Annotated in this window: 31 protein-coding genes; 28 read left to right on the top strand and 3 right to left on the bottom strand. The window is 64.9% G+C overall.

The window, feature by feature from the left end:
- Window positions 1–7: 7 nt before the first annotated feature.
- The 20 genes from P9230_RS20040 to P9230_RS19945 all read left to right on the top strand — a co-directional run bounded on the left by P9230_RS20040 (window position 8) and on the right by P9230_RS19945 (window position 19,198).
- Window positions 8–844 (top strand): hypothetical protein, encoded by an 837-nt coding sequence (locus P9230_RS20040; protein ID WP_278120607.1) that lies wholly within the window; start codon window positions 8–10, stop codon window positions 842–844.
- Between the two features lie 96 nt (window positions 845–940).
- On the top strand, window positions 941–1,537 hold the full coding sequence (locus P9230_RS20035; RefSeq protein WP_278120606.1) for a phage tail protein: 597 nt from the start codon (window positions 941–943) through the stop codon (window positions 1,535–1,537).
- A 154-nt stretch (window positions 1,538–1,691) separates the two neighbouring features.
- Entirely contained in the window at window positions 1,692–2,279 is a 588-nt protein-coding gene (locus P9230_RS20030; RefSeq protein WP_278120605.1) for a hypothetical protein, read from the top strand.
- Complete coding sequence (locus tag P9230_RS20025; RefSeq protein ID WP_278120604.1) at window positions 2,276–4,276, top strand: terminase gpA endonuclease subunit; 2,001 nt, start codon at window positions 2,276–2,278, stop codon at window positions 4,274–4,276. The genes P9230_RS20030 and P9230_RS20025 overlap by 4 nt, the downstream gene beginning before the upstream one ends.
- A complete protein-coding gene (locus P9230_RS20020; RefSeq protein ID WP_278120603.1) occupies window positions 4,273–5,877 on the top strand; it encodes a phage portal protein in 1,605 nt (534 codons plus the stop codon). The genes P9230_RS20025 and P9230_RS20020 overlap by 4 nt, the downstream gene beginning before the upstream one ends.
- A complete protein-coding gene (locus tag P9230_RS20015; RefSeq protein ID WP_278056218.1) occupies window positions 5,877–6,149 on the top strand; it encodes a hypothetical protein in 273 nt (90 codons plus the stop codon). The genes P9230_RS20020 and P9230_RS20015 overlap by 1 nt, the downstream gene beginning before the upstream one ends.
- Window positions 6,150–6,157: 8 nt before the next feature.
- Window positions 6,158–7,492, top strand: a complete 1,335-nt coding sequence (locus P9230_RS20010; RefSeq protein WP_278120602.1) for a S49 family peptidase — start codon at window positions 6,158–6,160, stop codon at window positions 7,490–7,492.
- Between the two features lie 46 nt (window positions 7,493–7,538).
- Complete coding sequence (locus tag P9230_RS20005) at window positions 7,539–8,315, top strand: hypothetical protein (RefSeq protein WP_278120601.1); 777 nt, start codon at window positions 7,539–7,541, stop codon at window positions 8,313–8,315.
- Between the two features lie 62 nt (window positions 8,316–8,377).
- Complete coding sequence (locus P9230_RS20000; protein ID WP_127403747.1) at window positions 8,378–9,433, top strand: major capsid protein; 1,056 nt, start codon at window positions 8,378–8,380, stop codon at window positions 9,431–9,433.
- Between the two features lie 54 nt (window positions 9,434–9,487).
- Window positions 9,488–9,724 (top strand): hypothetical protein, encoded by a 237-nt coding sequence (locus P9230_RS19995; protein WP_278120600.1) that lies wholly within the window; start codon window positions 9,488–9,490, stop codon window positions 9,722–9,724.
- Window positions 9,725–9,748: 24 nt separating this feature from the next.
- The gene (locus P9230_RS19990) at window positions 9,749–10,141 is read left to right on the top strand and encodes a hypothetical protein (protein WP_208721125.1); all 393 of its coding nucleotides are present in this window, start codon (window positions 9,749–9,751) and stop codon (window positions 10,139–10,141) included.
- Between the two features lie 91 nt (window positions 10,142–10,232).
- The gene (locus P9230_RS19985) at window positions 10,233–11,042 is read left to right on the top strand and encodes a hypothetical protein (protein WP_208721118.1); all 810 of its coding nucleotides are present in this window, start codon (window positions 10,233–10,235) and stop codon (window positions 11,040–11,042) included.
- Entirely contained in the window at window positions 11,042–11,587 is a 546-nt protein-coding gene (locus P9230_RS19980) for a phage baseplate assembly protein V (protein WP_278120599.1), read from the top strand. The genes P9230_RS19985 and P9230_RS19980 overlap by 1 nt, the downstream gene beginning before the upstream one ends.
- Window positions 11,588–11,596: 9 nt before the next feature.
- Window positions 11,597–11,776, top strand: coding sequence for a hypothetical protein (locus tag P9230_RS19975; protein WP_278120598.1), 180 nt, complete (start codon window positions 11,597–11,599; stop codon window positions 11,774–11,776).
- Window positions 11,773–12,168, top strand: a complete 396-nt coding sequence (locus tag P9230_RS19970; RefSeq protein WP_278120597.1) for a GPW/gp25 family protein — start codon at window positions 11,773–11,775, stop codon at window positions 12,166–12,168. The genes P9230_RS19975 and P9230_RS19970 overlap by 4 nt, the downstream gene beginning before the upstream one ends.
- A gap of 104 nt (window positions 12,169–12,272) precedes the next feature.
- Window positions 12,273–13,136: a baseplate J/gp47 family protein gene (locus P9230_RS19965; RefSeq protein ID WP_278120596.1), complete on the top strand. Its 864-nt coding sequence runs from the start codon at window positions 12,273–12,275 to the stop codon at window positions 13,134–13,136.
- Window positions 13,133–14,260, top strand: coding sequence for a phage tail protein (locus tag P9230_RS19960; protein WP_278120595.1), 1,128 nt, complete (start codon window positions 13,133–13,135; stop codon window positions 14,258–14,260). The genes P9230_RS19965 and P9230_RS19960 overlap by 4 nt, the downstream gene beginning before the upstream one ends.
- Before the next feature lie 6 nt (window positions 14,261–14,266).
- Window positions 14,267–17,509, top strand: coding sequence for a DUF4815 domain-containing protein (locus P9230_RS19955; protein ID WP_278120594.1), 3,243 nt, complete (start codon window positions 14,267–14,269; stop codon window positions 17,507–17,509).
- 19 nt (window positions 17,510–17,528) lie between these two features.
- Window positions 17,529–18,662, top strand: coding sequence for a hypothetical protein (locus P9230_RS19950; RefSeq protein ID WP_278120593.1), 1,134 nt, complete (start codon window positions 17,529–17,531; stop codon window positions 18,660–18,662).
- A complete protein-coding gene (locus P9230_RS19945) occupies window positions 18,662–19,198 on the top strand; it encodes a DUF4376 domain-containing protein (protein WP_127217222.1) in 537 nt (178 codons plus the stop codon). Before P9230_RS19950 ends, P9230_RS19945 begins: the two co-directional genes overlap by 1 nt.
- Window position 19,199: 1 nt before the next feature.
- On the opposite strand, the gene P9230_RS19940 is transcribed toward P9230_RS19945, so the two are convergent.
- On the bottom strand, window positions 19,200–19,418 hold the full coding sequence (locus P9230_RS19940; protein WP_067327977.1) for a hypothetical protein: 219 nt from the start codon (window positions 19,416–19,418) through the stop codon (window positions 19,200–19,202).
- Window positions 19,419–19,526: 108 nt separating this feature from the next.
- Here P9230_RS19940 and P9230_RS19935 point away from each other — a divergent pair, with 108 nt between their 5' ends.
- The 4 genes from P9230_RS19935 to P9230_RS19920 all read left to right on the top strand — a co-directional run bounded on the left by P9230_RS19935 (window position 19,527) and on the right by P9230_RS19920 (window position 23,986).
- Complete coding sequence (locus P9230_RS19935; protein ID WP_278120592.1) at window positions 19,527–21,059, top strand: phage tail protein; 1,533 nt, start codon at window positions 19,527–19,529, stop codon at window positions 21,057–21,059.
- 61 nt (window positions 21,060–21,120) lie between these two features.
- Window positions 21,121–21,654 (top strand): phage major tail tube protein, encoded by a 534-nt coding sequence (locus P9230_RS19930; RefSeq protein WP_095781599.1) that lies wholly within the window; start codon window positions 21,121–21,123, stop codon window positions 21,652–21,654.
- A gap of 29 nt (window positions 21,655–21,683) precedes the next feature.
- Window positions 21,684–22,034, top strand: coding sequence for a phage tail assembly protein (locus tag P9230_RS19925; protein WP_278120591.1), 351 nt, complete (start codon window positions 21,684–21,686; stop codon window positions 22,032–22,034).
- Entirely contained in the window at window positions 22,034–23,986 is a 1,953-nt protein-coding gene (locus P9230_RS19920; RefSeq protein WP_278120590.1) for a phage tail tape measure protein, read from the top strand. Before P9230_RS19925 ends, P9230_RS19920 begins: the two co-directional genes overlap by 1 nt.
- 8 nt (window positions 23,987–23,994) lie before the next feature.
- Here the strand turns inward: P9230_RS19920 and P9230_RS19915 are convergent, their stop codons facing one another.
- Window positions 23,995–24,237 (bottom strand): hypothetical protein, encoded by a 243-nt coding sequence (locus P9230_RS19915; RefSeq protein WP_278120589.1) that lies wholly within the window; start codon window positions 24,235–24,237, stop codon window positions 23,995–23,997.
- A gap of 224 nt (window positions 24,238–24,461) precedes the next feature.
- Here P9230_RS19915 and P9230_RS19910 point away from each other — a divergent pair, with 224 nt between their 5' ends.
- The 4 genes from P9230_RS19910 (at window position 24,462) to P9230_RS19895 (ending at window position 26,711) form a co-directional block, all read left to right on the top strand.
- A complete protein-coding gene (locus P9230_RS19910; RefSeq protein WP_278120588.1) occupies window positions 24,462–24,881 on the top strand; it encodes a phage tail protein in 420 nt (139 codons plus the stop codon).
- 81 nt (window positions 24,882–24,962) lie between these two features.
- Entirely contained in the window at window positions 24,963–25,352 is a 390-nt protein-coding gene (locus P9230_RS19905; protein ID WP_278120587.1) for a response regulator, read from the top strand.
- Between the two features lie 29 nt (window positions 25,353–25,381).
- A complete protein-coding gene (locus tag P9230_RS19900) occupies window positions 25,382–25,612 on the top strand; it encodes a tail protein X (RefSeq protein WP_278055122.1) in 231 nt (76 codons plus the stop codon).
- An 82-nt stretch (window positions 25,613–25,694) separates the two neighbouring features.
- Window positions 25,695–26,711 carry a contractile injection system protein, VgrG/Pvc8 family gene (locus P9230_RS19895; protein ID WP_278120586.1) on the top strand — a complete coding sequence of 339 codons (1,017 nt, stop codon included), beginning with the start codon at window positions 25,695–25,697 and terminating at the stop codon, window positions 26,709–26,711.
- On the opposite strand, the gene P9230_RS19890 is transcribed toward P9230_RS19895, so the two are convergent.
- Window positions 26,708–26,953 (bottom strand): hypothetical protein, encoded by a 246-nt coding sequence (locus P9230_RS19890; protein WP_278112184.1) that lies wholly within the window; start codon window positions 26,951–26,953, stop codon window positions 26,708–26,710. The genes P9230_RS19895 and P9230_RS19890 overlap by 4 nt on opposite strands.
- Between the last annotated feature and the right edge of the window lie 6 nt (window positions 26,954–26,959).

The raw sequence follows: 26,959 nt of genomic DNA, 5'->3' as shown, positions 1-26,959 counted from the left end.
AAAGCACATGAAGACGGTGAACATAGAAGAGCTGTTGACCTGGGCCTTCGTCGATGAGCTGCCGAAGGGCGGTGGCGTGGAAGGTCTGGAAAATCCGCATTCGGCCTGGCGCATGTTGCAGGCTTCCTCATGGGGCAAGATCACCAGCTTTGGCGAGCTTGGCTCGCTGATAGACGCCGGCCGCAAAGACTATGATAATTTCTGGATCGAGCAGGGCGAGCCGCATGAGGATGCGGTGACCGTTGGCCGGGCGGTCGCCGCGCTGGCGGCATGCGAGGTCATTGTCCCGCAGGGCTGGAATGGCTTGGCGAATTGGCGGGATACGCACGGCCTGGCCGAGCTTTACGTTGCGCGCGCAATTGAGCGCTATAGCGCTCGCTCGCAAGCGCAGCGGGGCGAAGGCGTTGTCAGCCTGGTCGTCGGAACCGCGATCCTCGGGCGAGAGCCGGACTGGATCGCGGAGCCTGCCAGGGTTCGGCTGGCCGAGCGCGGCGGCAAGCCGGCCTGGTTCGTCATGAAGCGCGTCATCGACGACAACGGCCAGGCCTACGACATCGAGGTGCATGGCTATGACGAGCGCCTCAAGCGGCCGACGAAGGGCGCTTACCGAAAGTACGAGTTCGCGACCGATCCGAGCGGCGACATCATGGGACGCCTCGACTACCAGATCTGGGTCGCGGCGTTGCGCTGGCTCGAGGCCGAGCTCGGGCCGCAGCTGATCGCGCATCGGCTGGTGTCTTCCGACCGCTCGATGACGCCCTGGCTCGAAGAGGACAGGGCGGGTATTTGGCTGGCGGAAGGCGCCGCAGACCGGGGAGCGAAAAAAACTGTCTCCGTCCGTTGACGCGCGGCAGAAACTTGACATAGACCTGATCACGGTAAGAAAGAACTCGCCCCGGCGCTCCTCGCGACCGGGGCTTTTCATTTTCGGAGTGCGAGCGTGAACGGCCTGCTGACGATCAGGTGGGCCGATCTGTCCGGGCTCAAGCGGCTGGACAACGCGCTGGGCCGCTTGAGCGAGATGCAGCGCAGCTTGGTGCTGGCGCGAGCCGTAAATCATGTCGGCGATCGGTTGCGCACCAAGCTGACGCGGACGCTCGCGAACCAGACGGGCCTGCCGTACCGGACGATCCGCAGGGCGATCAAGGTCGAGCGGGCCAACTATGGCGAGCTCGCCTATGCCATGCGCACGCAGGGCGGTGACATCTCGCTGAGATACTTCAAGCCGCGCGAGACGCGGGCAGGCGTGACCGCTTCGCCTTTCGGCGCGCGGCGGCTATTTGCCGGAGACTTCACCAAGGCAGGCCGGTTTCCAAATCGCGTCGCAGCCAAGGGCTTGGGCGGCCACGTCTACGCGCCGGACCGCTCCTCGACGCGGTGGGGTCGCCCCGTTTCGCTCGTGGATTCAGGGGTCATCATCCCGGCCGAGATGGTCAAGGGCGACTCGGCGCAAGAGTTCACGGCCTTCGCCAACCGCGAGCTGCCGCCGAGGGTCATGCATGAGATCAGCTTCATGCTCCCCGGCTTCTTCGACTGACCGGGCAAGACAGCCACGCCGCGCCCAAGGTTATAGGGACCGTATCCCACTCCTCGACCTCCAACGGGCAGACCGGCCCCTGGATTTCTGCCAGTCGCACCATCGAAAAAGTTGGGTTGTCAGGGTTGTCAGCGGCTCGAAGGAAGTTGTCTGAATGCCGTCTGAAGAAACCGTGATGGCGACGCCCGCCGAGATCGCGGCGCGCGACGGCGTTACGAAGCAGGCCGTGACCAAACTCGCGCGGCGACTGGTCGAGGAGCACGACCTTCCGGTCGAGCGCGACGCGCGCGACCGGATCATGCGGTTCTCGCTGGCGCATTACGACTACTACCGCGGCGAGTTCGCTAGCTCCGAGAAGATTGCGGCCGCTCGCAAGGACGCGCCGTCGGCTCCGTCGGCCAACTCCAGCACGTCGCGCGACGAAGCGCTTCGGCAAGAAGCCTGGCTCAAAGTCGGACGCGAGAAGCTGCGTCGGCAGGAGCATATCGGCCAGCTGGTCCGCGCCGACCGGATGCGTGAAGCCCTGACGGTCTGCGGCCGTGAGATCCAGTCGAGCATCGCCCGCCTGCAGAACAAGGCCGACGACATGGCTTTGGCTGTTTCGCGAGAAGGCGCTCATGGGCTGCGCGTGCTGTTGCGCAGCATCGCTTTCGAGCTGAACACCGAGATTGCCGATCGGCTTGGCGCTATCGTCGAGAAAGCCGCCGAGCATGACGACGTGCTCGAGGACGAGGAGTTGTGAGCATCCATTTCGGGCTCGGCCATCCCGGCGCGCTGCGCCTTGCCGGCATGGCGCTTGCGGAGGCGATCAGGCCGCGCCCGCCGGCGCGCTTTCGTGACTGGCTGCCCGACAACATCGTGCTTGTCGACGGGCCTAAGAAGGGGGAACTCTGGGCGCTCGAAGACGCGCCATATCTAGGCGAGATCGCCGACTGCCTGTCGCTCGAGCATCCCTGCAATCTGGTGACGGTGCGCAAATCGCAACAGACGGGCGTCTCGATCCTCGCCCTTGCCTGGTCGCTCTACATCGCCGACACGGCGCCGGACAACACCATCTACGGCCTGCCGTCGATCGACTTCCTGCAGGACATGAACAGCCAGAAGCTGCAGCCGCTTATCGAGGCCTGGCAGGCGAAGACTGGCAAGCAGGTGATCTTCCCGGCCGTGAGCAGGTCCGGCTCGGGCTCGACCATTTACGAGAAGCGTTTCGCCGGCGGATCGCTGATGCTCGCCAACGCCAACGTGGCGACCGACCTCTCGGGCAAGACGACGCGCTACGGCGTCAAGGACGAGGTCTCCAAGTGGCAGACCCATGTCAGCGGCGACGATCCGGAAACGCTCTTTTTCGGTCGCTTCACCGCCTTCCGGCGCACGAAGGCCTTCAAGATCTTCGAGCTGTCGACGCCGGAGATCGACACCGGCGACGACCTGGGCGACCTGCCGGGGCATTGCCGGATCGACCGTTCCTTCAAGCGCTCCGACCAGCGTTTCTGGAACATTGCCTGCGTTGAATGTGGCGGAGAGTTCGTCCAGGCCCACGAGGGGTTCCATCTCGATCGACTGCATCCGCACAAGAGCTTCTATGTCTGCCCGCATTGCGGGCACATCATCACCGAAACCGAGCGGGTCATCGGCGTCCGCAATGGACGCTACATCGCCACCCTGACCGGTCCTGACCGGCACCCCGGCTTCCACGTCGATGCCTTCATCTCGCTGATGATGAGTTACGAAGCGATCGCCGAGGACATACTCAACCACTCCAAGGCCGGCGGTCTCGGCGACAAGGGCATTTTCAATCTGGTGTACGGCCTTCCCGCAAAGGTGAAGGGCAACGCGCCGGAATACGAGCGGCTGATGGAGCGCCGCGAACCCTTCGCGGAGATGAAGGTCCCTGCCGAAGGGCTTATTCTCGTTGCCGGCGCCGACGTGCAGCACAATGGCATCTGGACCCTCGTCGTCGCCTTTGGCGAAGACCGGCAGTGCTGGGTGCTGGGGATCCGCTTCTTCGAGGGTGCGACGGACAATGCAGGCGAAGGCGCCTGGACCAAGCTCGGTGAGTTCTTCGCCAAGCCGCTCGGCGACGCTTTCGGCGGCTGGCGCCGGATCGAGGCGATGGCGGTGGACGGCGGCGACGGCGGCCGCACCAATCAGGTTCTCGAATGGTGCCGGCGGCGCCCCAATGCCTATGCTGTCAAGGGTGTCGGCGGACGCGGTGTGCCGGCAATCAGCGTCCCGGCCAAGAAGTCGGTCACCAAGCGCGGCAAGCGCAAGCGTTTCGGCAGCGCGATGCTATGGCCGGTCGGCACATGGGGCCTCAAGTCGGAACTGTTCGCCAATCTGCACAAGCCCGGCCTGCGTTCCGGCGAGCCGGCCGATCCGCCGGGCTACGTGCATTTCGGCGACTTCCTGCCGAAGGAATATTTCCTGCAGCTCACGGCGGAGGCCTTCGTCGCCGAGGTGGTGCGCGGCAAGTTCCATGAGGAATGGAAACGCCTGCGGCCGGACAACCACTGCCTGGACGCGCAGGTCTACGCCATGGCGATGGCGGAAATGCTCGGGCTGTCGACCAACAGGGCGGACGACTGGGCGGCGCTGCGCGAGCGGCTGAGACCGGCTTCGGAGCCGGACCTCCTTCACGGCCTTCGCCATGCCCCGAGGCAGGAGCCCACGGACCCGACAGAACCGACGACGGACGAGGCCTCGCAAGCCCGTCGCGAGAAATGGAAAAGGCGCGCATGAAGTTGCTGGAGCGGATATTCGGCAGGGAAGGCGCGTCCGCTCCTCGTCCGTCCGCAAATGCCGGGTATCTGCGCGACAGCCATTCGCGGATCCTATCGACGCGCGGCACCGCGCTGCGCGATCATCGCGACCAGGTCCGCACCGCCTGGCGCCGCGCGGCCGGCCTTGCCATGGACATCATCCAGAATTCCGGCCGTCTGAGAGGTGCGGTCGACCAGGTCATCGCGGACACCGTCGGGGTCGAGCTCATCCTCAATCCGATGCCGGACCTGGCAAAGCTTGGTTACGACAGGAAGGAGACGGACGATTTCATCAAGCTGTTGAAGGCCGAGTGGAAACGCTGGGCGTGGAACGCGCGCGAATGCGACCTTAAGGGCAAATTCATCGTGCCGCAAAAGGTGGACATCGCTCTGCGCCATGACGTCGTCTTTGGCGAGGCGCTGATGCTGATGGACTATATGTCCGCCGGCGTCCGCCGCCGCTACGGCATCACGTCCGGAACCAAGATGTGCCTGACGACGCCTACCGCTTTGGTGCAGGACACCAGTGAGTTCGAGGGGCTGTATCAGGGCGTTATCCACGATCCGAACGGCCGTCCTGTCGCCTACCGTCTCGCCGAGAAAGAAACCGGCATCGTCGTCAAGCGCGACCATCGGGCCTTTGACGCGCAAGGGCGCCAGATGGTCGCTCATGTGTTCGACCCGGTGGACGGCAACGACGTGCGCGGCATTTCTCGGCTCGTCGCGGCCTTTCGGGAATACCTGCAATGGGAGACGCTGGTCGACGTGACGATCCAGACCGGTATCCTGCAGACCGTCTTTGCCCAGGTGCTGACCAGCGAAAAGCCTTCGGCAGAGGCCTTCGAGGCTCTTGAGGCGCTCGGCGAGAGCCAGGACGGCAAGGAGCTGCGCGCCCAGTTCCGCGACTATTTCCTTGCCGTCATGGACAAGGCGGCCGAAAGCGAAATCTCGGTCGGCAGAGATCCGAAAATCTCGCATTTGGCGCCCGGAGAGAAACTCGACCTGATGTCGACCGGCATTCCGGGGCCGCAATTCCTGCCCGTATCCAACGAGCTGCAGCGCGGCATGGCGCGCGCGATCGGCATCAGCGTTGCCAGCTACACCATGAACTATGAGGGCGCGACCTATTCCTCGACCCGAATGGAAGGGGCGTCCCTGCACCCGGTTGTCACCCGCCGCCGCGATCGCATCGCTTCGCCGATTTGCCAGATCGGCTTCGAGCATCTGGTGGACGAGCTGATCGGCACCGGCCGGCTGCCGTTCAAGGGTGGCTACGAGGCTTTCTCCGCAAACCGGGACAGGGTGCTTTGGGCAATGTGGCAAGGCCCGGCCAAGGCCACTGCCGACGACCAGAAGAGCGCCAAGGCGGCGAGCGAACGGTTGCTCAACGGGACGTCGACGCTTGACATGGAATGCGCGGAGATCGGGGCCGACGCGGAGGAGGTCTTCGAGCGCCGGCTCTACTGGCACAAGCGCTATGTCGAGGCGGGCATGCCGTCGCCGTTCGGTCAGGGGCCGGGCGACGCGAAGGACGACGTCATCCAGGACGAGAAGGCATCGAAGAAAAAGGAACTTGCCTGATGCCGGCCCTCGTCACCATCAACGGCGTTGCCGTCGACCAGGATGACCCCTGCGCCCTCTATCAGGCGCTCTATGCGGTCAAGCTGCGCGCGCTCGCCGGCGAGCATGTCGAGGAACTTTCTATCCAGTCGCCGGTGACGCGAGAGCAGCTTCGTTTCTCCGGCGCCGACATCAAGGCGCTCGACGCCGAACTGATGCGCCTCTCGGCTGCCTGTTCGGCAAAAAACGGAAAGCGTTCGCGCTACGCCAAGACCATGCGGTTCATCCGCTAGGAGCCCCCATGACATCGCTGATCCATATCGCCGACCGGGTGCTGAACCGGCCGCTGCTGATCACGCGTGACAAGGCCGAGGTGGTGCTTTCCGTCCTTGCCGGCAGGCTCGGCGCCAATGGGCCCGAGAGTTCCCGATTCGAGGGGGGATCGGTCGTCGAGGACGAGAACGGTGCCCGTCGCGCCGTGCCTTATCGCGTCACCCGCGACGGGGTTGGCATCATCACGGTCACCGGCTCCCTGGTAAACCGCGGCGCCTGGGTCGGTGCCAGCTCCGGTCTGACTTCCTACGAAGGGATCGGCTTCCAGCTGAAATCGGCAGCTGCCGACCCGGCTGTCAGGTCTGTCATCCTTGACATGCATTCGCCAGGCGGCGAAGCCGTGGGCGCCTTCGAAACCGCGGCCCTCGTGCGCGATCTTGCCGCAAGGAAGCGGACCGTCGCGGTCGTCAACGGCATGGCGGCTTCGGCCATGTACGCCATCGCGTCCGGCGCCAACGAGATCGTCACCACGGAAACCGGCATAGCGGGCTCGATCGGCGTCGTTCTTCTGCACGCCGACTTCAGCCGGCAGCTGGACCGCGACGGCATCACGCCGACGCTCATCCACGCCGGCGCCCACAAGGTCGACGCCAACCCGTTCGAGCCGCTTTCCGACGCCGTCCGCGAGGACCTGCAGGCCGAAGTTGACGCCTTCTACGGCGCATTCCTCGCCACGGTAGCCAAAGGCCGGGGCTCCAGGCTCACCGCAGCCGCCGCGCGCAAGACGGAAGCACGCACGTTCATTGGCAAGGCTGCGGTCGACGCCGGCATCGCCGACCGGGTCGGTTCGTTCGAAAGCGTGCTTGCCGAACTTTCCCGCGCCTCCACGCCGAACGGCGGGCGCTCAACCCCGCAGAAAGGGAGCACATCCATGAGCGAGAACCCCGGCGCGCCCGCAGCCATTGGAGTTGCCGGCATTCCGAAAGCCGATCACGACGCGGCCGTCGCGGCTGCCGAGACCAAAGGCCATGCCGCCGGCGTGGCGGCCGAGAACAAGCGCCTGACGACCGCCCTTGGCGCCGAGGGCGTCAAGGGAGACGGCGGTCGCATGGCGGCGGCGCTCGACCTGGCGACCAGGTCGCCTGCCATGACCGGTGAAGATGTCGCCGCGTTCGTCGTCGCCAACGTCGCGGCGTTCAAGCCGGTAGACGCAGGCGCCGAGGTCTATGAGAAATCGCGCCTTGCCGCGGCCGGCCTCGCACAGCCCGGCGCTGGAAAGTCCGCGGCGGCATCGCAGGAAGCGGCCAACCGGATCCTGGCCAATTACCGCGCCTCGACGGGAGCGCCGGCCAGGCAGGGCTGATGCCTCGCACCATCCAATCGCAACTCCTCACCTGAAAGGGTCGATCATGACCAGCATTCCCTTTGCGCAGCCGGGCATGGCGGCACGGGACGTTTCCGAGACGTTCACCTCCGCCGAAATCTTCAATTCGGCCATACCGCACCCTGTCACCGAGGACTTTCCCGTGGCAGCGGATGTAGCGCTGCCGGCTTTCTCGGTTGTCGGCCTCGCGGCCACGGACACCGTGGCCATGGCGACTTTTGTCCATGCGCCCGGCAGCAAGGCGACCGGCCGGCTGGTGCTCTCCGGTGCCGGGGCTGTCGACGACACCATCACCCTCGGCGCGACGGTCTATACCTTGAAGGCTGCGCCGACGACTGTCGCCGGTCAGGTCAAAATCGGTGCGACGGCGGCGGAGACCGCCAACAATTTGATCGCGGCGATCAATGGCGGAGCTGGTGCCGGCACCGCATACGGCTCGCTCACCACGCCCCATCCCGATGTCAGCGCTCAGTCCGATGCCGCCGGCATCGTCGGTATCATCGCCAAGGCCGCGGGAGCGCCCGGCAACGCGATCGCAACCACCGAGACCGGCGCGGCCATCGCATTTTCGAACACCACCCTCGTCGGCGGGGCGGATCAGATCGGTGTGGCGCCGCTCGGCATCACGACTGCCCCGCTGGTCGACACCGATGTCGCGCAGCGCGTCGCGATCTACCGGGCCGGCAATTTCAATCCGGATGCGCTCAATTGGGATGCCTCGTTCAACACGGATGACAAGCGCGAGGCCGCTTTCCGGGGCGCGCCGGCGCCCACAAACATCCTCGTCCGCAAGCGGCTCTGAGCGCAAGGCGCAAACCCCAATGCAATCGCGGCCCCGGCCGCCTCTTTCAAAGGGCCACGACCATGGCGGATTTCGACAACTACGAACTTTGGGATACGCACACCCTGCTCGGTGTGTTCCGCGAACTCGACATCGTGCCGAGCTACTGGCTCGACCTTCTCTTCCCCCACCAGATGTCATCGACCGACGAATATATCGACCTGGAGAAGATTCCGCGTTCGGGTCGCAAGCTCGCGCCCTTTGTCGCCCCGATGGCGCAAGGCCGGGCGATCTACGAGGAAGGCGCGCGCGTCGAGCGCTTCAAGCCGGGTTATGTCAAGGCCAGCGATCCTGTCTCGCCGCTGCGCGCTCTCACCCGCCGCCCGGGCACCTTGCTTGGTCCCAATGCGCAGAGCCCCGCGGCGCGCTACGATGCGGTCAAAGCCGACATCCTGCAGTTCCATCGCGTCGCGGTCGAAAGGCTCTGGGAATGGATGGCCGCCAAGGCCGTCATCGACGGCAAGGTCGTCATCGAAGGCAAGGACATGCCGCAGCGGCTGGTCGACTTCGGTCGCGCCGCCGGACACACCGTGGTGCTCGGCGCCGGCGCGCGCTGGGGCGATCCCGGCGTGTCCATCCTGGACGATATTCAGGGCTGGGCCGACATGATGCATTCGGCCGAGTTCGGCGGCGCGCCGAACCGCATCACCGTCGGCACGGATGCCTGGGGCGTCATGCGGCGCGACAGCGAGATCCTCGCCGAGATGGACTTGACCAGGCGCGGCAATGCCGACCTGACGATCAAGACCGGCCTCATGACCACCGGCGAGGTCCGCTATGGCGGCACGCTCGGTGGCGGCATCGAAGTCTGGGTCTATAAGGACTATTACACCGTAAACGGCTCGGTCACTCCGTTCATGTCGCCCAAGGATGTCGTGCTGACCGGGCCGAACGTGCAGGGCTATCGCTGCTTCGGCACGATCGTCGACGTGCATGCGCAGTTCGAGGCGCTGCCGATCTTCCCGCGCAACTACATCCCCGAAGGCGATGTGGCGATCGAGCAGATCCTCACCCAGTCGGCGCCGCTGATGGTGCCCGTCAATCCGAACGCGACGCTGAAGGCGACCGTCCTCGGCTGATTGCCCCGGTCCGACATCTTTTCTCGGCAATTCAACACAATTGGAGAAAGCATCATGGTCAAAGCCGTTGCTTTGAGCACCGTTCACCTGTGCAAGTCGCCGGGCGAGAAGAGCCTGGAAGGCAAGACAATCAAGCGCGCAGAAATCGAGGTGAAGGCGCCTGGATCATTCATCGACGTCGACAAGAAGCAGCTCGACGATCTTGTCGCAAAGGGTGCCGCGCGCCCAGCCAGCAAGGTTGACCTCGTGAAGGCGGACGAGGCCAGCCAGATGGACCTCGGCCAGGCCTGAGGCCTCACCTTTTCGGAGCCTTTCATGGATATTCGTGCAGCCCGATCGCGCCTTGTCCATGAGACGCGCTCCCGCATGGGCGACCTGATCACCATCCGCGCCAAGCTGCGTGGCGAGATGTCGGTAGCCGACGATCCGTCGCGCCCGGCCATGCTCGGCCTGAAAGGCCGGTTCGACATCGATCCGGACCTGGAATTCCTCGGCGGCCGCGATCGCGGCATGGCCCCGACCCGCTACGCCGGCCGGCTGTGCACCGCTTCGATCCCGCGCGCCGATATGGCCTGGCTGCCGAAGACCGGCGATCAGTGCGAGGTCACCAGCCGCCCGGCCGAGCCGATCTATTCGATCGAGCGCGTCGTCGATGACCTGCCCGAGGTGATCGTGTTCTATCTGTCGAACCTGAAGGCGGCGCCGTGATCTCCGCCAAAGGCGGCAACCGCGCGTCGGGCACGTTTGCCCGGCCGTCCGCAGCGAGCGGCGAAGCCGCGGCGAGCGAAGGACAGAACGGATGAGCCTGGTCAACGCCATGCTGCGCATGCTTGCAGTGCAGGCGCTGCGCGGCAACACCATCGCCGCCGACGGCGTCACCGATTCCTCGATCGAGGCGCTGTCTTCGATCATGAGCGACCGACAGGCGCCGGTCATCCTCGTTCGCATCGACGAGAGCAAGTATGCCGGCCAGAACGAGGGTTTCTTCGTCACCTCCGGCACCGTGACCTTCGCGCTCGACCTGATCGTTGCCTCGAGCGTCACCTATCAGACGACCGACGGCCAGGCGGTCAACCAGATCGAGATCGCGCCGACCGATGCCGGTCTTGAATTCTCGCTCGACATGCTCGACCGGCAGTGGCGGCGCGTGCTGTCCGATCCCAACAATGCCTTCGCGGAATGCTTCCGCTCGCTTGTCGCCGCGATCGGGCCGGTGAAGGCCGCTCGCGGCGTCGATCCGGAAGGCGGCCGCAAGCACGCCATCCGCATGGTCGAGATTGAGATCGAGCCGGTCTGCGATCCCGCTCCGGGCGCCGAGCTGCCTCCCGTCATTGACGCGGCACTGACCAAACTGGCGACGGTCCCGGACTACCAGTCTGCGGTCGTCATCATGCGCGGCGAGTTCGCCAAGGGCTTCGACCTGATGAGCTGGCAGAAGATCCAGTCGACCCTGATGACCACGGCCGCGGTGCCGGCCATGCTGGGCGTCGCACCGCCCGATGCCGGCGAAGTCGTCGGGTTCGACCAGGTCGGCACCGTCATCAACGGCGAGCAGACCGAACTGACGGACGATATCCTGCCCGATCCCGATCTCGGCGGGTCCGCCTGATGCATGACACGGAACTGGTGAAGGTCATCCTCGGCCTGCAGGCCGATATCGCCACGCTAAAGCGCATGGTCGCCGGCAACCTGCGGTTCGGCACGGTGAAGAAGGTCGATCACGACGCCAAGCGCGTGCAGCTCTTGCTGTCGGACGCCAATGGCCGCGAATTCCTGTCGCCGCTGCGGCCGTGGGGCGAGATCGCCGGCAACGAAAAATCCTGGCGGCCGCCGACGCAAGGCCAGCAGATGATGCTGGTCGCGCCGCATGGCGACATGCGCCAGGGCATCGCATTGCCGATGACCTTTTCGGACCAGAACCCGGCGCCGTCTTCCGATTCGAGAACGCGGATCCTGTCGAAGTTCGGCGGGGCGACGGTACTGTTCGATGCCGGCGGCGAGCGGGCCGAGCTGTCGGCTTCCCGCGTCGATCTCGGCGGGGCCGGGGGGAAGAGGATCGCCCGCGTTGGCGATCGCGTCCATGTCATGTCGGGATCTTCGACCGGCCTTTGGCCGATCGTCGAGGGCTCCTCGAAAGTATTCGCCGCCGACTAGGAGGCCTCCATGAAACTCGTTGTCACCAAGCGCGCGCCGCACCTTGGCGTGGCCGGCACCGCCGTCGAAATGACGCCGTCGCAGGCGGCTTATGAGCGGCTGCGCGGCCATGTCGTCGAGCCGGCGCAGCCGAAGGCTGATGGATCGGCCGACGCTCCGGCGAAGGGCGGACGCGGGAAGCGCAAGTGACGCAATTCGGCATGGACCGCTCGACCGGGCTGCGGCAGAGCGGCTGGGACAACGTCATCCAGGCGATCGAGATCCTGCTGACGACACGCTATTTCGAGCGCGTCTTGCGTGAATGTGTCGGCAGTCCGGTCCCGGCGCTGCTCGGCGAGCTCGCCAACGTCCAGACCGTCATCCGCTTCCAGTGGTCGGTCGCGGCCGTGATCCTGCTTTTCGAGCCGCGCCTCACGCCGACGCGCATCTCGCCGCTGACACTCGACCGCGCCGGCGCTTCCGCCTGGGTCATCGAAGGCATTTACCGGCCGCGCGCCCATCTCGGCGACTTCACGCCGGCCGGCACCGTCTCGCTGCGCCTCGGTCAGGCCGGCGGCCAACTGATCGTAACTTCTTCATAGCCTCACGCCGCGCACGGCTTCGCCGCCTGCGGCTCCGGTGGGGCGCGGCATCAGCCGCGACGGCCAGTCGGCCTTGCGGGCTTCGCCCGGAAACAGGAACCGCCATGCTCGATCTGTCCACGCTCGAGGGCCTGCCGGCGCCGCAGGCGATCTCCGTCACGTCGGAGGCCGACGCGCTCGCCGCGATCAAGGCGGTCTTCGTCGACCTGGCCACCGCCTATGGGCTAGACGTCACCGGCATCATCGATCTCGAGGGAGAGCCCGGCAACATCCAGCTGCAGGTCGGCGCCTTTCGCGAGGTGCTCTACAGGGCTGCGATCAACGACGCGGTCAAAGCCAACCTGCTGGCCTTCGCGGCCGGCGCCGATCTCGATCACCTGGCTGCGTTCTATGACGTCATCCGCCTGACCGGCGAAACTGATGCCAGGCTGCGCGCCCGCACTGTGGTCGCCATTTCCGGCCGCTCCACGGCCGGCTCCGAGGACTGGTACAAAAGCGCCGCACTCCGGGCCAGCATCCGCGTCAAGGATGTCGCCGTCTATCGCGTCGGCACCGGGCCAGACATTCGCATTGCCGTGCTTGCGACCGACAATTTCGGCGAGCCTGACGCCGCTTTGCTCGCCGCCGTCGATGCAGAGGTGCAAAAGAGCAGTGTCCGGGTGATTTCCGACCGCATCACGGTCTTGTCCGCCACCAGCGCCACGGTCAACGTCGCCGCCGATATCTGGCTGTTGCCGACGACGCCGATGACCGTGTTCGACAGCCTCGAGGCGCTGTTGCGCCAGGCGCTCGCCGACGAGGGCGGGCTCGGCTTCAACCTGACGCGCTCGTGGCTGGTCTCGAAACTCCAGGTGCCTGGCGTCCAAAAAGTGTCCCTGGCCGCCCCGGTCGTCGACACGATCATTGATGACGGCGCCGCGGTGAAGCTAGGCACTGTCACCCTAACCTACAGAGGCCGCGACCGGTGACCGATCGGCAGAACCTGCTGCCGCAGAACGCGACGGCCTTCGAGCGCGCGCTGTCGGAATCGCTCGACCGCCTGCCGGAGCTCGAGCCGGGCTTCGAGGAACTGCGGGGTTTCAAGCTCGCGCCGGTGCAGCCGTCGATCCTGCCATGGCTCGTCGTGGAATACGGGCTCGGCCCGATTACGCAATATCTTCCCGATCTCGCCTCGGTTATCGAATACGGCCTGCGTTGGCAGCGGGTGAAGGGCACTCCGCAAGGTGTGGCCGAGAGCCTGACATGGGTCGGCTACGCCTTCTCGACCTTCTATGAGGCGCCGATCAGGCGCACGCGCTGGCACCTCTATGAGCTCGAGCTCGACCGTTTTCGCGACAACGAGGACGATCTCGGCACGATCGAGGCCGTGGTGCGCCTGTCGGACCCGGTCCGCTCCGAGTTCTACCGCGCCCGGAACGGCTACAATGTGCGCGAGCACGACTGGGCCTACACCAGGTGGGGCGACGGCATCTGGGGCGACAACTCCGGCGTGTTTCTCCACGCCGGCGGCGTCAAATGGTCCTTCGGCCGCACCTTCGATGCCGGCCAGCACGATCTGACGGAAGCCGAGCTGGCCGCGCTTGGCGCCTGGATCGAGCCGGTCGAGGGCGGGTCGATCGGCTGGGGACCGTTCCCCTGGAACACGCCCGGCCTGCAATGGGTCTCGGACGCCGCTCTGTCCCGGGCGCAGATCATCGCCACCGCGCTGCTCGCCAAGTCGTGCTGGATCGGCGTCTATCGTGAGGACGGCTCGCCGATCGGTTTCCGCAGGGCGCGAGTCTATAGGCCGGTCAGCGCCTCCTTCGGCGGCTACTACCATGCCGCCGGGCAAAGCTGGGTCGTGGCAAGTGGCGCCGGTCCGAACCTTTATGTCGAAGCCATGATGGATTTCGGCGAAGGCGAGGGCGAGACCATCCAATCCTGGAGTGTCACGCTCGGCGGCGCGCCCGTCGGCGCACACCCCGCCGGTATCCGGTGGCTGCCCGGCGCCGCAATCGCGGGTGGCGCCATGGTCGGCGGCTTCGATATCGCGCCGGCGCTTCTCGGCAAAACCTCGCGCGAACGCTTTCGTGCGCTCTTGAAAATCAGCTGAGGCAAAATGGCTTACGAGCACGAGTCGAACCTGACCGGCGCCTATGACCGCGCACCGCAGTTTCCGCTGTGGGACAGCGTGCTCAACCGTGAAGGCAAGATTGGTCAGGCGGCCGAGATGGTCGAGGCCCAGACCATCCTTCAGCGGAAGATCCGTTCGATCGGCAATCTGGTCGCGCGCGACGGCGACCGCGTCGAAGGCGCCGACATCATCATCGACGTTGAGGCGCAAGCCGTCACGCTGATCGCCGGCAAGCTCTATGTGGCGGGCCGCGTTCTCGACGCGCCGGCGGCGGTGCTGACAGACGTGCCGATGACAGGTGCCGTGCACATCGGGGTGCGCCTGCTCAAAACCTATGTGACCGAACTGGAGGAGCCCGCTCTGCTGGGCCTGATGCCTGGCTCGCTCTCCGAGGGAGAAGCCGGCGCCGCCCGCGTCGTGTACGCGCTCGCCTGGGGCTTCTCCGGTGACGGCGGCGTGGGCGACCTCTACTCGGTCTACCTGCTCAAGGATGGCGTCGCGATAGACCAGACGCCGCCGCCGAACCTGACGGGCATCAACGCGCAGCTCGCGATCTACGACTTCGACGCCAACGGCAACTACATCGTCTCGGGCTGCTCGGTCTCCGCGCTTGGCAAGGATGGAACGGACCAGGTCTTCTCGATCGCCGAGGGCGTCGCCAACATCAAGGGCCAGAAGCGGACCCGCTATGCGGCGCTGCGCCACCGCGAGACGGAAACCTTCGATCTGTTCCGCATCCCGACCGAGGTGCATACATTCGGCGCGAACCCGACGATCGTCACCCTCAATCACGGGCCGATCGCCACGATCCGCGAAGTCCTGGTCGAGAAGGAAGTCACCGAGACAGTCGTGCGCGGCGGCACGCCGAACGGCTCCGACGCTCTGGTCAACACGGGCGTGACGTCGATCCTCGAGGTGAAGCAGGGCGCCACGACCTATGCGACGCCGGCCGATTACACGAAGGCCGGCGACCTGGTGTCCTGGGCGGCCGGCGGCGCCGAGCCCGCGACCGGGTCGAGCTACACCGTCAAATACCGCTATCTAGGCATCGTCTCGGCAACGGATATCACCGCAACCACCATCACCGTCGCCGGCGGCGTCAATGGCGGGCAAATCCAGGTCGACTATGACTTCAAGCTGCCGCGCGTCGACGTGCTCGGCTTGGATAGCGACGGCAATTCAGTCTACCTGAAGGGCGTTTCGAGCCGCACCAACGCGCTGCCGCCGACGGTGCCCGCCGACGTGCTGCCGCTCGCTTTGGTCGAGAACATCTGGACTGGCACGCCGAACGTCACCAACATCGGTGTGCGCGCCTATACCATGGCCAAGATCGACCGGATGTATAACAGCCTGGTCGACGCGCTTGATCTGATCGCCCTCGAGCGCCTGCAACGCGACATCGACAGCCGCGAGCCGATCTCGAAGAACGGCGTCTTCGTCGATCCCTTCACCTCCGATCGCTACCGCGACGAGGGTGAGGCGCAGACCGCGGCCGTGTTCGGCGGCCTGCTGCGCCTAGCGATCGATCCCACTTTCCATGCGATCAACCTGGCCGGCGTCACGCTGCTGAACTGGACAGAAGAGGTTGCGGTCGAGCAGGCTTTGGCCACGCGCTGCACCAAGATCAACCCATACCAGAACTTCACGCCGCTGCCGGCGTCAATGACGATCAACCCGCCGGTCGACTACTGGACCGAGAGCGCCACCGAATGGGCCTCCGACAGCGCGGCGGCCTTGTCGTCGCCCGTGGTCATCACCACGTCGAGGTCGACCACCGGCCGCACCACGACGACGACCACGACGACGCAGAAGGAGACGATCGAGAGCTCGACGCGCGAGGAGCGGCTTTCCTGTCTCAGGCAGATATCGCTGCAGTTCACTATTCATGGCTTCGGTGCCGGCGAGAACCTGACCAAGCTCGAATTCGACGGCATCGACGTCAATCCTGGCGGCCTTTCCGCCGACGGCGCCGGCCAGATCGTCAACAGCTTCACCGTCCCGGCCAATGTGCCGGCCGGCGCGAAGGGCCTCGTCGCCGATGGCGCCGGCGGCTCGAAGGCTGCCGCCATCTTCGTCGGGCAGGGCACGATCGACATCGAGACGCTGCGTCGCGTCGTCACCACGACCGTGCAGCAGACCTCGGTGACAGCGCCGCGCGAGACCGGAGGTGTCGGCGGCGGTGGCGGCGGCAATGGCGGCAGCCGGTCCGACCCGCTGGCGCAGACCTTCACGCTGACCGAGGGGCGGCACATTGCCGGCGTCAACCTGAAGGTCTGCCTGGTCGGCGATCCCGACAATCCGATCGTGCTCGAGCTGGTCGAGGTCGCCAACGGCATTCCGACCGTCAACGTCATCGCCCAGGCGTTCTACGACATGAACGCAGCGGTGATCGGCCAGTGGACCGAGATCCGCTTCCCCTATCCGATCTGGCTCGCGGGCGGCATCGAATACGCCTTCGTCGTCAAGACCAATGACGGCGACCATTCGATCAAGACGGCCAAGCTCGGCGACTTCGATGCCGACCTGCAGCAGCCGGTCGCCGCGCAGCCCTATTCGGTCGGCGTGATGCTGTCGTCGTCGAACGCCGTCACCTGGACGCCGCACCAGGACGAGGACATCTGCTTCCAGCTGGTCGCGGCCAAGTTCGCGCCGACGACCAAGACCGTGAATGTCGGCACCTTCGCCGCCGCCAACATGAGCGACCTCCTTATTCGAGCCGAGGTCGAGCTGCCGACCGCCGCGGCCGCGATGCATTTCGAGGTCGAGCTCGACGACGGTTCGGTCACCCTGCTCAGCCCGGACCAGGCCTGGGAACTGCAAGCCTTCTACACCGGCAATGTCGAGGTCCGCGCCGTGCTCACCGGCTCGGCCAAGGTCTCGCCGGTGGTGTTCCCGGTGATCCTGGCGATCGAGGGTGAGCTGCAGACGACGGGCACCTATGTCACCCGCGCCTTCGACATGGGGACCGGCGTCGACATCCTGTCCTACCTGAAGACCAAGATCCCGACCGGCGCGACGATCGCGCTGCATGCTGACGCCGCCAACGATGTCTGGACACCGGTTCCGCAGGTGACGCAGACGCCGCTGCAGGACGCCGGCTGGGTCGAGCGCAAATACAGCGTCATTGGCTTCAACGCCAATCCCGTTGGGCGCATCCGCATCACGCTCACCGGCACCCCGGCGGCGCGGCCGATGGCCTACGACTTCCGGGCGATCTCGACCCCGTAACCCTCGCTTAGGACCGCCAATGCCCGTTGAAAACAGCACGCCGAACCGCGGCTATCAGCTTCCGGACGGCAGCAACAATCTCGAAGACGACGTTCTGCGGCTGAGCGCGGCGCTCTCAGCGATCGACCTTGATGTCGCGGGTATCCTGGTCTCAGTCGCGAACCGGGCGCTCCTGGTGCATCAACACACGATCTCAGACACGACCGGGCTGCAGGCCGCTCTCGACAGCAAGCAGGACGCATTCGAAAAGGGCAACGCGAACGGCTATGCCGCTCTCGACGCTACCGGCAAGGTTCCGGCAGCTCAACTGCCGGCGGCGCTCTTTGGTGCCATGTCCTACCAAGGCACTTGGAACGCCAATACGAACTCCCCGACGATTCCGGCGGCGTCAAGCGCCAACAAGGGCCAGTACTATAAAGTGGACACGCCCGGCGCGACAAACGTCAGCGGCATCACCGACTGGAAGGTCGGGGACTGGATCGTTTCGACCGGCACCTCTTGGGACAAGATCGACAATACCGACCAGGTTTCGAGCGTAGCCGGTAAGAGCGGAGCAGTGACGCTTCAGGTCGCCGACATCATCGACATGAGCGCTAGCGGCCGTTCCCTGGTGCAGGCGGCAAGCAATGCGGCAATGAAGGCGCTGCTCGCGGTGACCGCTGCAGACATCACCGATGCGTCCGCCAACGCTCGCTCGTTGATTACCGCGGCCGACTACTCGGCGATGCGGACGCTCCTCGGCTTGGTAATTGGCACGCACGTTCAAGCCTATTCGGCCGTGCTTGCCGGAACTACCGCGAGCTTCACGACGGCGCTGTTGGCCAAGCTGAACGGCCTACCCGGCACCGTCGACTATGGCGCTGGCAACGCAGGTTTAGCTTACGGCGCCGTTGGAACCTATGTCTTTGGCTACAGTCTAAACGGCACCGGCATCGTGGACGGATCCACATACGCCGGGTCTGCGATACAGCCCTCCGGCGTTAGCGAGAACAGTACCACAGACGCCACGGACGATACGGTGTTCGGGTCCGGCTCAATGACTGGCGTTAAGGGCGGCGCCGCTCTTTCAGGGACGTGGAGGGCTATGGGGCGCGTGAACAATAGTGCCGGGTCCAACCGTCGCCGGCAAACGCTCTTCTTGAGGATCTCGTAATGGACTATCGCAACCCCGTTTATAACCAGTTCGGCGCAATTGATCTCGAGATTGAGCATCCTGCATTTGGCTGGATACCATTCACGGCGTCTCCTGATGATCCGGAGGAACTGGGCCGGGCTATGTTCGCCGAAGCAGCTGGGACGGCAACGGCCTACTCGCGGACTGTTCCAACGCTAGAGGAAACCCGTGCCGCCAAGCTGAGCGCCCTTTCGGATCAGCGGTGGAAGGTCGAGATTGGTGGGATTCTCGTGAACGGGGCGCCAGTTCGCACTGATGCAAACAGTCAAGCTAAGATCACGGGCGCCGTAGCCCTTTTCAAGAACGACCCCGAGCTTCAGGCGATCGATTGGGAGGCGCAGCCGGGCATATGGGTCACGCTCGATGCTGTAACGATGACCGCAATCGCCATCGCAGTCGGGAGGCATGTGCAAGCGTGTTTCAGTCGGGCGAGGGCATTGTCTGCGGAAATTGGCGCCGCGTCTGATTTCGCGGCGCTCGAGGCAGTCGACATCGAAACCGGATGGCCTCGCTAACCTACCAGAGACGCCAGAGCAGTAGACAAAGGACTGCGAAACAAAGCCATAGCGACAGGCGGATTTCGAATAGCGCTTGCGCGATAGCGTTCGGCGCGACCTCTTTGAAGTCGTCCTGCTCAAAGCGTTCCTGCGCTTCGATGATTAGGCGTTCCGCTTTTTTTGGCCTGTCTCCAGTCACTGCCGGCTCTCTTCTGAGGCTGTTGAGCGCCAGTTCCATAGCTTGACAGTCCGGTGGTGTCCAGTTCGACCAATATTACTTGTCTCTAAAGTACATCGCTCAACCCGATCAGCCGGGTTGTCTTTCAGCCCCACAGGAGAGACTGTCATGACCGACCCCGTCTTCGGGATCACAATCCGTCGCGACGCCAACGAGGCGGCCGTGCCGTCGAATGCGCTGATGAGCGTCGTCGGCATCTGCATGCCTTTCGGCAAGGCCGCGACGGCGACGCAAGCCGCCTTCGACGCGGCGTTCCCGGCCGGTGTCGCCGTCCGTCTGAACTCCAATGACACGGCCAAGCTGGCGCTCTGCGATCCCGATTCCCTGTTCGTCGACGCCGTCGAGGGCATCAATGCACAGCTCGGCCCCTACCAGATCGCCGCGCAGCTCGTCGTCAACCGCGTCGCGCAAGGCGAGGACATCGGCGAGACGATGGCCAATATCATCGGCTCGTCGGTCGCCGGCACCGGCATCAATGCCTTCGTCAATGCCGGCGCCGATCTCGGCGTCTATCCGCGCCTCATCCTGGTGCCGGGATACACGACGCAGCAGTTCGGCGCGCTGATCGGCCTGACGCTGACGACACAAGGGTCCAACATGACCGTCGCTCCGGCCGTCGAGTTCACCGGCGGCGGCGCCGATCCGAACAAGGTGCTGCCGACCGCGCATGCCGTCATGGGCACCGGTCCCGACGCGCAGAAGGTGGCTTCGCTCGTCATCGACACGCCCGGAGCGTACCTGTCCGCGCCGCTCAACGTCTCCTTCAGCGGCGGCGGCGTCGACGCCGGCAAGGTGCTGCCGACCGCGACGGCAGAAGTCGAGGAACTCGCCAACGCCGTCTGCGCGGCGCTGCCCGAGGTGCTGAACAAGATCCTCGCCGTTGCGATCGTCGATGGGCCGAACGGCCTTGCCGCCTTCACACAGTGGCGCGAGACCCTTTCGTCCGACCGGCTGATCCCGGTGACGCCCGGCATCAAGCGCCTCGACGCCTCCGGCGACGTCGTCACCCGCCCCGCCGCGCCTCGTGTCGCCGGCGTCGCCGTGCGCCGCGACTATGAGAATGACGGCCGGCCGTTCCGCTCCTGGGCCAACCAGGCGCTCTATGGCGTTGTGGGGCCGGAGCAGAACTATCGCTTCTCGCTCACCGACGGCTCGACCGAGGGGCAGGAAATCCTGGCCGCCCAAGGCGGGATCATCGTGCGCGGCGACAGCGGCGACGATTTCGCCATCGCCGATGGCGGCTTCGTCTATATCGGCACCGACAACCTGACGGACCAGACGATCTGGCAGCAATATCACAAGGTGCGCGGCCGCGACTTCATCGAGCTCACCTGCCTGCGTACGCTGCGCCAGTTCCTGGGCAAGTTCAACCTGACCACGCAGACCATCCAATCCGTCGTCAACACCGTGCACGACATCCTCGCCAAGGCCGAGGCGAACGGCGACATCCTCGGCTTCAAGTGCCGCTTCGATCCGGAATTAAACAACGCGCAGGATCTGCGCTCCGGCCATATTCATATCGACGCCCAATTCGAGGAAGCGCCGGTGTTCCGCCGCCTGACCATGACCAGCCGTCCCTATGCACCTGCGCTCCAGGCGACGATCGACGAGCTCATTGCTCGCCAGAACCTGATCTCCTGATCACGTCGGCGCGTCGGCGCCGGCCCACACCTCAACTCCTGCCTGAAAGGGAACGCCAGCCATGGCCGAGAAACTGCTGCTGCTCGAACAGGTCAACCTCTTCGTCGGCGACCAGGACCCGGAAGATTCGAACCACATCAAGCTCCAGTCGCTTGGCCTGCCGACGCTGGAGCAGGTGACCGTTGCCCATCTCGGCGGCGGCGCGCCCGGCGAGGTCGAGTTCGGCATGAACGCCATCAAGGCGCTGCAGCCGACCTTCAAGCTCGCCGGCTTCGCCAAGTCGAGCTATCGCGCCATGGGCGTCGGCACCAACCAGCCGCTGAACTTCACCGGCTACGGCGTCTTGAAGAACAAGCAGACCGGCGACGCCTTCCAGGCGAAGACGGTCATCCGCGGCATCGTCAGCCGCATCGCGCCCGACGCCTTCGACCGCGCCTCGGCTTTCGGCCATGATCACCAGATCGGCGAGGTGACCCACTACGAACTGTCGGTCGACAACGAGGAATGGTTCTACTGGGACTATTTCACCACCCGGCGCCGGCAGTTCGGCGTAGATGAGCTGGCCAAGGCCCGTGTGCTGCTCGGGATCGAGTGATGGTCGACAGAAACGCGATCGAGGACTTCATGACTGGCGCCGACGAAGCGGCGCCCGCACCGGCCTCGGCGGTGCCGGAGGTGGACGTTGAGGCGAAGGTTGAATTCGACGACGCCGTTTGCCGCTTCCTGCCATTGCGGCATCCGATCACCGTCGATGGAGAACGTGTCTCCCGCATCCGGATGCGGCCGCCTCTGCTGGAAGACGTCGACGACTGGTCCAATGCCGAGATCAGCAACCGCGAATTGATGGCGCGGCTCTGCGAGCGGCCGTCCGGCGTGTTGAAAAAGCTCGTCTGGAGTGACGCCGAGGCTTTGATGGAGATTTTCCACCAAATGGTCCCGGAATTCGTCCTCGCAGCGCCGAAGGATGATGCCTGATGGCCAGGATGTCGGCGGAGCTGATCGTCAGCCTGCTCGATCGCGTGTCGGGCCCGGCTGCCAAGGCTCGCACCAGCCTGACGGCGCTGCAGCGGGCCGAGCGCGATGTTTACCTGGCGCGCAACAACACGCGCCTGACGCGCACGCAGGTGGCGGAGGAGCGCCTCCTGGCGGCGCAGGATGCCGAGCGCCAGAGCCGCATAGCGAGCCTGGCGCGGTTCGGTAGCGCCGCAGGCATCGCCACTGCAGCTGCAGGTTACGTCGCCATCCGCACGGCACGCGACTACGCGCAGCTCGAGCGCACGATCGGCCGCATCATCATCAACGCCGACAAGCCGGCGACCGCGATCAAGCCCACGATCGCGGTGCTGCAGGAGCTAGCGGACAAGTCGAAGCTTCCGTTCGACAATGTCGTGCAGGGGCTTGAGACGCTGATCGCTTCCGGCCGGTCCCTCGAGGAGGGGCTCGCTTTCCTGCCGTCAGTCGCCCGCACTGCCCAAGCCTCCGGCGCCGAGATGTCCGACATCGCGCTGACGGCCGACGCGCTGGCCAACTCGCTCGGCATCACCGCCGATAGGATTCAGAAGGCCTTCGACATCCTCGCCTTCGAGGGCAAGGCCGGCAAATTCGAGTTGAAGGACATGGCGGCGGAACTGCCGGCCATCGCGCCCGCCTTCGCCGCGCTCGGCTACAAGGGCACCGAAGGTCTCAAGCGCCTGGCGGCCATGCTGGAGATCGTGCGCAACCAGACCGGATCCTCGGCCGAGGCCGCGACCAATTTCTCGAATATCTTGCAGAAGGCCTATGGCAACGAGGTGGCCCAGAACTTCAAGAAGTATCATATCGACATCCGCAAGGAACTCGACCGCACCAGAAAGGAGGGCGGCGACGTCATCCAGACGCTGGTCGAGCAGACGCAGAAGGCGCTCAAGGGCGACCTCTCGAAGCTGCCCCTGATCTTCACCGACATCCAGATGCAGCAGGGCATGCGCGCTTTGCTGACGCAGATGCCGGAACTGGAGAAGCACCTCGACGCGCTCGGCAGCTCGGCCGGCACCGTGGCAAAGGATTTTGCCCAGATCACCGGCGATGCCGAAGGCAACTGGCAGCAGCTGATCAACAACATTCAGGAAACGGGGAGGGCGCTTGGCGACCTCTCCGGCAGGGCACTCAACCCGGTCCTCGAAAAGGTCAACAGCCGTCTGTCCGACATGATGGCCGTCGACAAGGGCTATGAGACGCTGCGGGCAAGCGGCCGCGATCCGCTGGCCTATATGGGCGAGTTCAAGGATCGCTACAACAAGCAGCATCCCGAGCTTGGGTTCTTCGATCGCTTCACCGGCGCGTCGGCCGAGAAGGCGTTCCGCGATGCGCTGGCGCAGCTCGGCCGCGGCGAGATCAAGAGTGTCTTCGATGCGCTGCAGACGAAGATCCTCGAAGATCGCCAGACGCGCGAGCCGAACACCGGCATGCCGGCCTCGAGCACGCCAATCCCCACGCCACGTCCGAGGAACTGGGCAGAGATGACCCCTGCCGAGCGGCAGTACCAGGCGTACGCCGAAGGGCGTCATGCGGCTGCCAGGGGTGGCCAGGCCTATGTGCCGCCGGCACCAGGTCTCCCGGGCATCGGCCCGAACGTCGCCGGCTTCAATGCTGACGAATTCGAGCGTCGGCTGCAATCCGGCGGCGCCGACGCCGGCAGCAAGATCGCCGAGGGCGGCACGCAGGCGGGCCAAAACGCCGCGCAGACCTTCACCTCCGGTGTCGCTGGGGCCAGCCAATCCTTCGGCTCCAGCGCCGCCGCGGCCTTCATCGCCGGCGTCAGCGGTTTCCTGAAATCCGCGACCGCCGACCTGACGCGGCCGATCGGCTCGCTTGGCGGCAGGACGACCGGCCAGCAAGTGCAGTCCGACACACGCGGGCAGGCGATCGATTTTGGAGGGCCGAGGTAGGTCGTGCCTCACGAGCCGTACCGCCGTTTCGCGGCTGGCGCCTGGTCGTCGTCATAAGACTTCCACCAAGTGCCGCGCAGGATGCTGGCGATACCCCGCTCCTCTTTAGGGCGACGCATCCGGTGGGGATCGAGCAAAGCCTCTGTTTCGATCAGCAACCGGCGAGAGCGTTCGATACAGTCTCTCGATCTGGCGACTAGGATGCTGTCCTGATCAGAATACAGCGCGCGACGGGATTTCTTGGGAGACATAGCGAGGCTCCGGTCTTATGCAGACGGGAACACTAGATCGCTGTCTCTCAGCCGCCGATGTCCGTTGGATCGTTACCGGCGATAGTGGTCAACATACAGGAACCCAATTCGGTTCCCTAATCATTGTGGGTCCGGGTCTGTAAAATACATAATCGCCGCCGCGACGCCCGGTCGGGCTTGCGGGCTTCGCCCAAAACCTGAGACCATCTTTGGGGATCGTGCTTATGCTCATGAAGATCGGCCTGGTCGAGTGCGATCTTGCCTTCAACATCGATACGCATGGGCGTGAGACGACGCACGACTATGCGGAAAAGCCAGTCGTCGGCGCCATGCCGCCGCTAGAGGATGTCGGCGTCGGTGCCGAGACGCTCACCGTCTCCGGCCGACTGATCCCGTCGAAGCTTGGCGGGTTGGGCACGCTGAACATCCTGCGCAACGCCCAGCTCGCCGGCACGCCGCAACTGGTGACGCGCGGCGACGGCAGCGTGTTCGGCTTCTACGTCGTGCAGTCGGTCAATGACGAGCATAGCTTCCTCGATCGCGACGGCGTCGGCCAGGTCGTCGACATCACCGTCAAGATGCAGAAATCGGCGGCGCCGGCGGCGAGCGATTTCTTCGCCTCGCTGTTCTCGCTGCTCGCCTAAAAGGGCGTGGAAAAACGATTACCTCTTTTGGAACCGAACCGCTGTCGAGAGCGTAGTAGACTAAATGAGGGAAGGGACCTTATGGGCGGCGGCACGATTCTGGTCGTTGAGGACGAACCTCTCATCCTCTTGGAAATCGAAACCGCATTGGAGGAAGCGGGGTTCACCGTGCTTAGCAGCAGGAATGCTGAAGAAGCTCTCAGCGCCTTCGATGCCAAGCCCGAAGAGTTCAAGGCGCTCATCACCGATATTCGGCTGGGACCGGGCAAATCGGGGTGGGATTTGGCGCGACTCGTTCGCGAAGCCAGTCCAACCATGCCAGTAATTTATGTGAGCGGTGACAGCGCCATTCACTGGCCTGCAGAAGGCGTTCCCAACAGCATTATGATTGCTAAGCCATTTTTCATGCCGCAGGTCATAACCGCTCTGGCTACGTTGCTTAATGAGCAGCCGCCGGTAGCCAAGAACTAGAGCAACTACCAATCTTGGCAGATATCGTCATGACAGAGACCGTCACCGTCAAGACGGAGGGCACCACTCTGTCGACGTTGCTGGCACGCCACTATCGCATGGTCTTCGCCGGCATGGTGGCGAAGACCTTCGCTCTAAACCAGGATCTCGCCCGGTCCGGTCCATATCTCCCCGTGGGTCGAACCGTGACCGTGATGACACCGGCGGAAATGGCAGCCGAAGGCGCGGCTTCCAGGCCAGTGATCGATCTCTTCGAATGACAGCGGCAAAAAGCCCGCAAGCCGACCGGGCGTCGCGGCCTATGCCGCGCCCCGCCGGAGTGCCTGCGGCGCGTGAGGCAAAATGAGACAAGGTCATTTCCGCGTCGTCGTCGGCGGGCAGGACGTCACCTCGCGTTTTGTCCCGCGGCTGATCTCGCTGTCCATCACCAAGAGCGGCACCGAGGCGACGCAGTCGGCGACGTTCACGCTCGACGATAAAGATGCGACGGTGCGGTTTCCCAAGACGGGCACGCCGGTACGAATAGAGCTCGGCTGGGAAGGCGGCGCGATGCGCCGCTTTGAGGGCGAGGTCGATACCTGCGACTGGTCTCTTGATCGCGGCTCCGGCAGCGTGCTGACGATCACTGCGCGCTCGGCCAGCCTCAAAGGCAAGGTCAAGCAGCCGACCGACCGCCATTGGGAAAGGACAACGCTCGGACGGGTGCTCCAGGATGCTGCCGGCGACGCCGGTCTGTCGATCAAGGTGCATTCCTCGCTTGCCGGCCGGCAGCTGGAATATGAAGCGCAGGACAACGAAAGCTTTTTCGCCTTCGCCGACCGGCTTGCGCGCGAGCACGGCGCGACGTTTGCCATCAAGGGATCGCAGGCTGGCTTCGTGCCGCGTAACCAGGGCGTCTCGGCGACAGGCCAGCCGCTGCCGACTATCGTCATCACCCGCGGTATGGTGATATCGGCGAGCGGGTTGACGCCGGTCACCGACCGGCCGCGCTTCAAGAAAAAGAAGGGCCGCTGGTACGACATCAAGCGCGCCAAGCAGGTCATCGAAGAGGTCGAGACCGGAGACGATGTCGAGCCGGAGGACGTGCTGCGCTTCATGGAGCCGGATGAGAGTTCGGCCAAGACCCGCGCCGATTCCGACCGCGTCGATGGTGCGCGCAGCAAGGGTTCCGGCTCGGTGACGATCGAGGGCGAGCCGACCGCCGAGCCGGAAGGCACTGCCATCATCCAGCTGCGCGCCGGCGTCGACGGCAGCTACACGATCGCCTCGATCACCGACACGCTCGACCGCGGCAGCGGCTACACCACGCAGATCTCGCTAGGCAACCCGCAGGGCTCGGCCGGGACGGACAGCCGCTAGGTCGAGAGCAGCTTGACCATCGTCAGCCGCCGATGCGCCAGTCGGCGTGCCGAGTCTTGAAATGCTTCGCGCTCGGCTTCGAGCAGGAAATCGAGCGTCATCATATCGAGCAGGAATTCGTCGACGGCCTCTGCCAGCACCTGCGACTTGGCCTTGAGATCAGCGAGCAGCGCGCGCGCTTCTCCCGCGGCGTTGGCGCCGCCGGCGTCGATCAGCGTTTCGAGCTTCCTGAAACATTCCATCCCGCA

It is taken from the genome of Mesorhizobium sp. WSM4887, from assembly GCF_029625865.1.
Taxonomy (GTDB): domain Bacteria; phylum Pseudomonadota; class Alphaproteobacteria; order Rhizobiales; family Rhizobiaceae; genus Mesorhizobium.
This window is presented reverse-complemented; position numbering and strand designations above follow the sequence as displayed.

Excerpts from the sequence above, each read along its gene's own strand:
- P9230_RS19925 (WP_278120591.1), top strand. The coding sequence starts at position 21,684 with ATGACTGGCGCCGACGAAGCGGCGCCCGCACCGGCCTCGGCGGTGCCG.
- P9230_RS20010 (WP_278120602.1), top strand. The coding sequence starts at position 6,158 with ATGACATCGCTGATCCATATCGCCGACCGGGTGCTGAACCGGCCGCTG.
- P9230_RS19995 (WP_278120600.1), top strand. The coding sequence starts at position 9,488 with ATGGTCAAAGCCGTTGCTTTGAGCACCGTTCACCTGTGCAAGTCGCCG.
- P9230_RS19915 (WP_278120589.1), bottom strand. The coding sequence starts at position 24,237 with ATGTCTCCCAAGAAATCCCGTCGCGCGCTGTATTCTGATCAGGACAGC.
- P9230_RS20020 (WP_278120603.1), top strand. The coding sequence starts at position 4,273 with ATGAAGTTGCTGGAGCGGATATTCGGCAGGGAAGGCGCGTCCGCTCCT.
- P9230_RS19920 (WP_278120590.1), top strand. The coding sequence starts at position 22,034 with ATGGCCAGGATGTCGGCGGAGCTGATCGTCAGCCTGCTCGATCGCGTG.
- P9230_RS19990 (WP_208721125.1), top strand. The coding sequence starts at position 9,749 with ATGGATATTCGTGCAGCCCGATCGCGCCTTGTCCATGAGACGCGCTCC.
- P9230_RS19965 (WP_278120596.1), top strand. The coding sequence starts at position 12,273 with ATGCTCGATCTGTCCACGCTCGAGGGCCTGCCGGCGCCGCAGGCGATC.
- P9230_RS19900 (WP_278055122.1), top strand. The coding sequence starts at position 25,382 with ATGACAGAGACCGTCACCGTCAAGACGGAGGGCACCACTCTGTCGACG.
- P9230_RS19980 (WP_278120599.1), top strand. The coding sequence starts at position 11,042 with ATGCATGACACGGAACTGGTGAAGGTCATCCTCGGCCTGCAGGCCGAT.
- P9230_RS20015 (WP_278056218.1), top strand. The coding sequence starts at position 5,877 with ATGCCGGCCCTCGTCACCATCAACGGCGTTGCCGTCGACCAGGATGAC.
- P9230_RS19975 (WP_278120598.1), top strand. The coding sequence starts at position 11,597 with ATGAAACTCGTTGTCACCAAGCGCGCGCCGCACCTTGGCGTGGCCGGC.
- P9230_RS20040 (WP_278120607.1), top strand. The coding sequence starts at position 8 with ATGAAGACGGTGAACATAGAAGAGCTGTTGACCTGGGCCTTCGTCGAT.
- P9230_RS19910 (WP_278120588.1), top strand. The coding sequence starts at position 24,462 with ATGCTCATGAAGATCGGCCTGGTCGAGTGCGATCTTGCCTTCAACATC.
- P9230_RS20005 (WP_278120601.1), top strand. The coding sequence starts at position 7,539 with ATGACCAGCATTCCCTTTGCGCAGCCGGGCATGGCGGCACGGGACGTT.
- P9230_RS19945 (WP_127217222.1), top strand. The coding sequence starts at position 18,662 with ATGGACTATCGCAACCCCGTTTATAACCAGTTCGGCGCAATTGATCTC.
- P9230_RS19950 (WP_278120593.1), top strand. The coding sequence starts at position 17,529 with ATGCCCGTTGAAAACAGCACGCCGAACCGCGGCTATCAGCTTCCGGAC.
- P9230_RS19905 (WP_278120587.1), top strand. The coding sequence starts at position 24,963 with ATGGGCGGCGGCACGATTCTGGTCGTTGAGGACGAACCTCTCATCCTC.
- P9230_RS19930 (WP_095781599.1), top strand. The coding sequence starts at position 21,121 with ATGGCCGAGAAACTGCTGCTGCTCGAACAGGTCAACCTCTTCGTCGGC.
- P9230_RS19985 (WP_208721118.1), top strand. The coding sequence starts at position 10,233 with ATGAGCCTGGTCAACGCCATGCTGCGCATGCTTGCAGTGCAGGCGCTG.
- P9230_RS20000 (WP_127403747.1), top strand. The coding sequence starts at position 8,378 with ATGGCGGATTTCGACAACTACGAACTTTGGGATACGCACACCCTGCTC.
- P9230_RS19955 (WP_278120594.1), top strand. The coding sequence starts at position 14,267 with ATGGCTTACGAGCACGAGTCGAACCTGACCGGCGCCTATGACCGCGCA.
- P9230_RS19895 (WP_278120586.1), top strand. The coding sequence starts at position 25,695 with ATGAGACAAGGTCATTTCCGCGTCGTCGTCGGCGGGCAGGACGTCACC.
- P9230_RS20030 (WP_278120605.1), top strand. The coding sequence starts at position 1,692 with ATGCCGTCTGAAGAAACCGTGATGGCGACGCCCGCCGAGATCGCGGCG.
- P9230_RS19890 (WP_278112184.1), bottom strand. The coding sequence starts at position 26,953 with ATGGAATGTTTCAGGAAGCTCGAAACGCTGATCGACGCCGGCGGCGCC.
- P9230_RS19935 (WP_278120592.1), top strand. The coding sequence starts at position 19,527 with ATGACCGACCCCGTCTTCGGGATCACAATCCGTCGCGACGCCAACGAG.
- P9230_RS19940 (WP_067327977.1), bottom strand. The coding sequence starts at position 19,418 with ATGGAACTGGCGCTCAACAGCCTCAGAAGAGAGCCGGCAGTGACTGGA.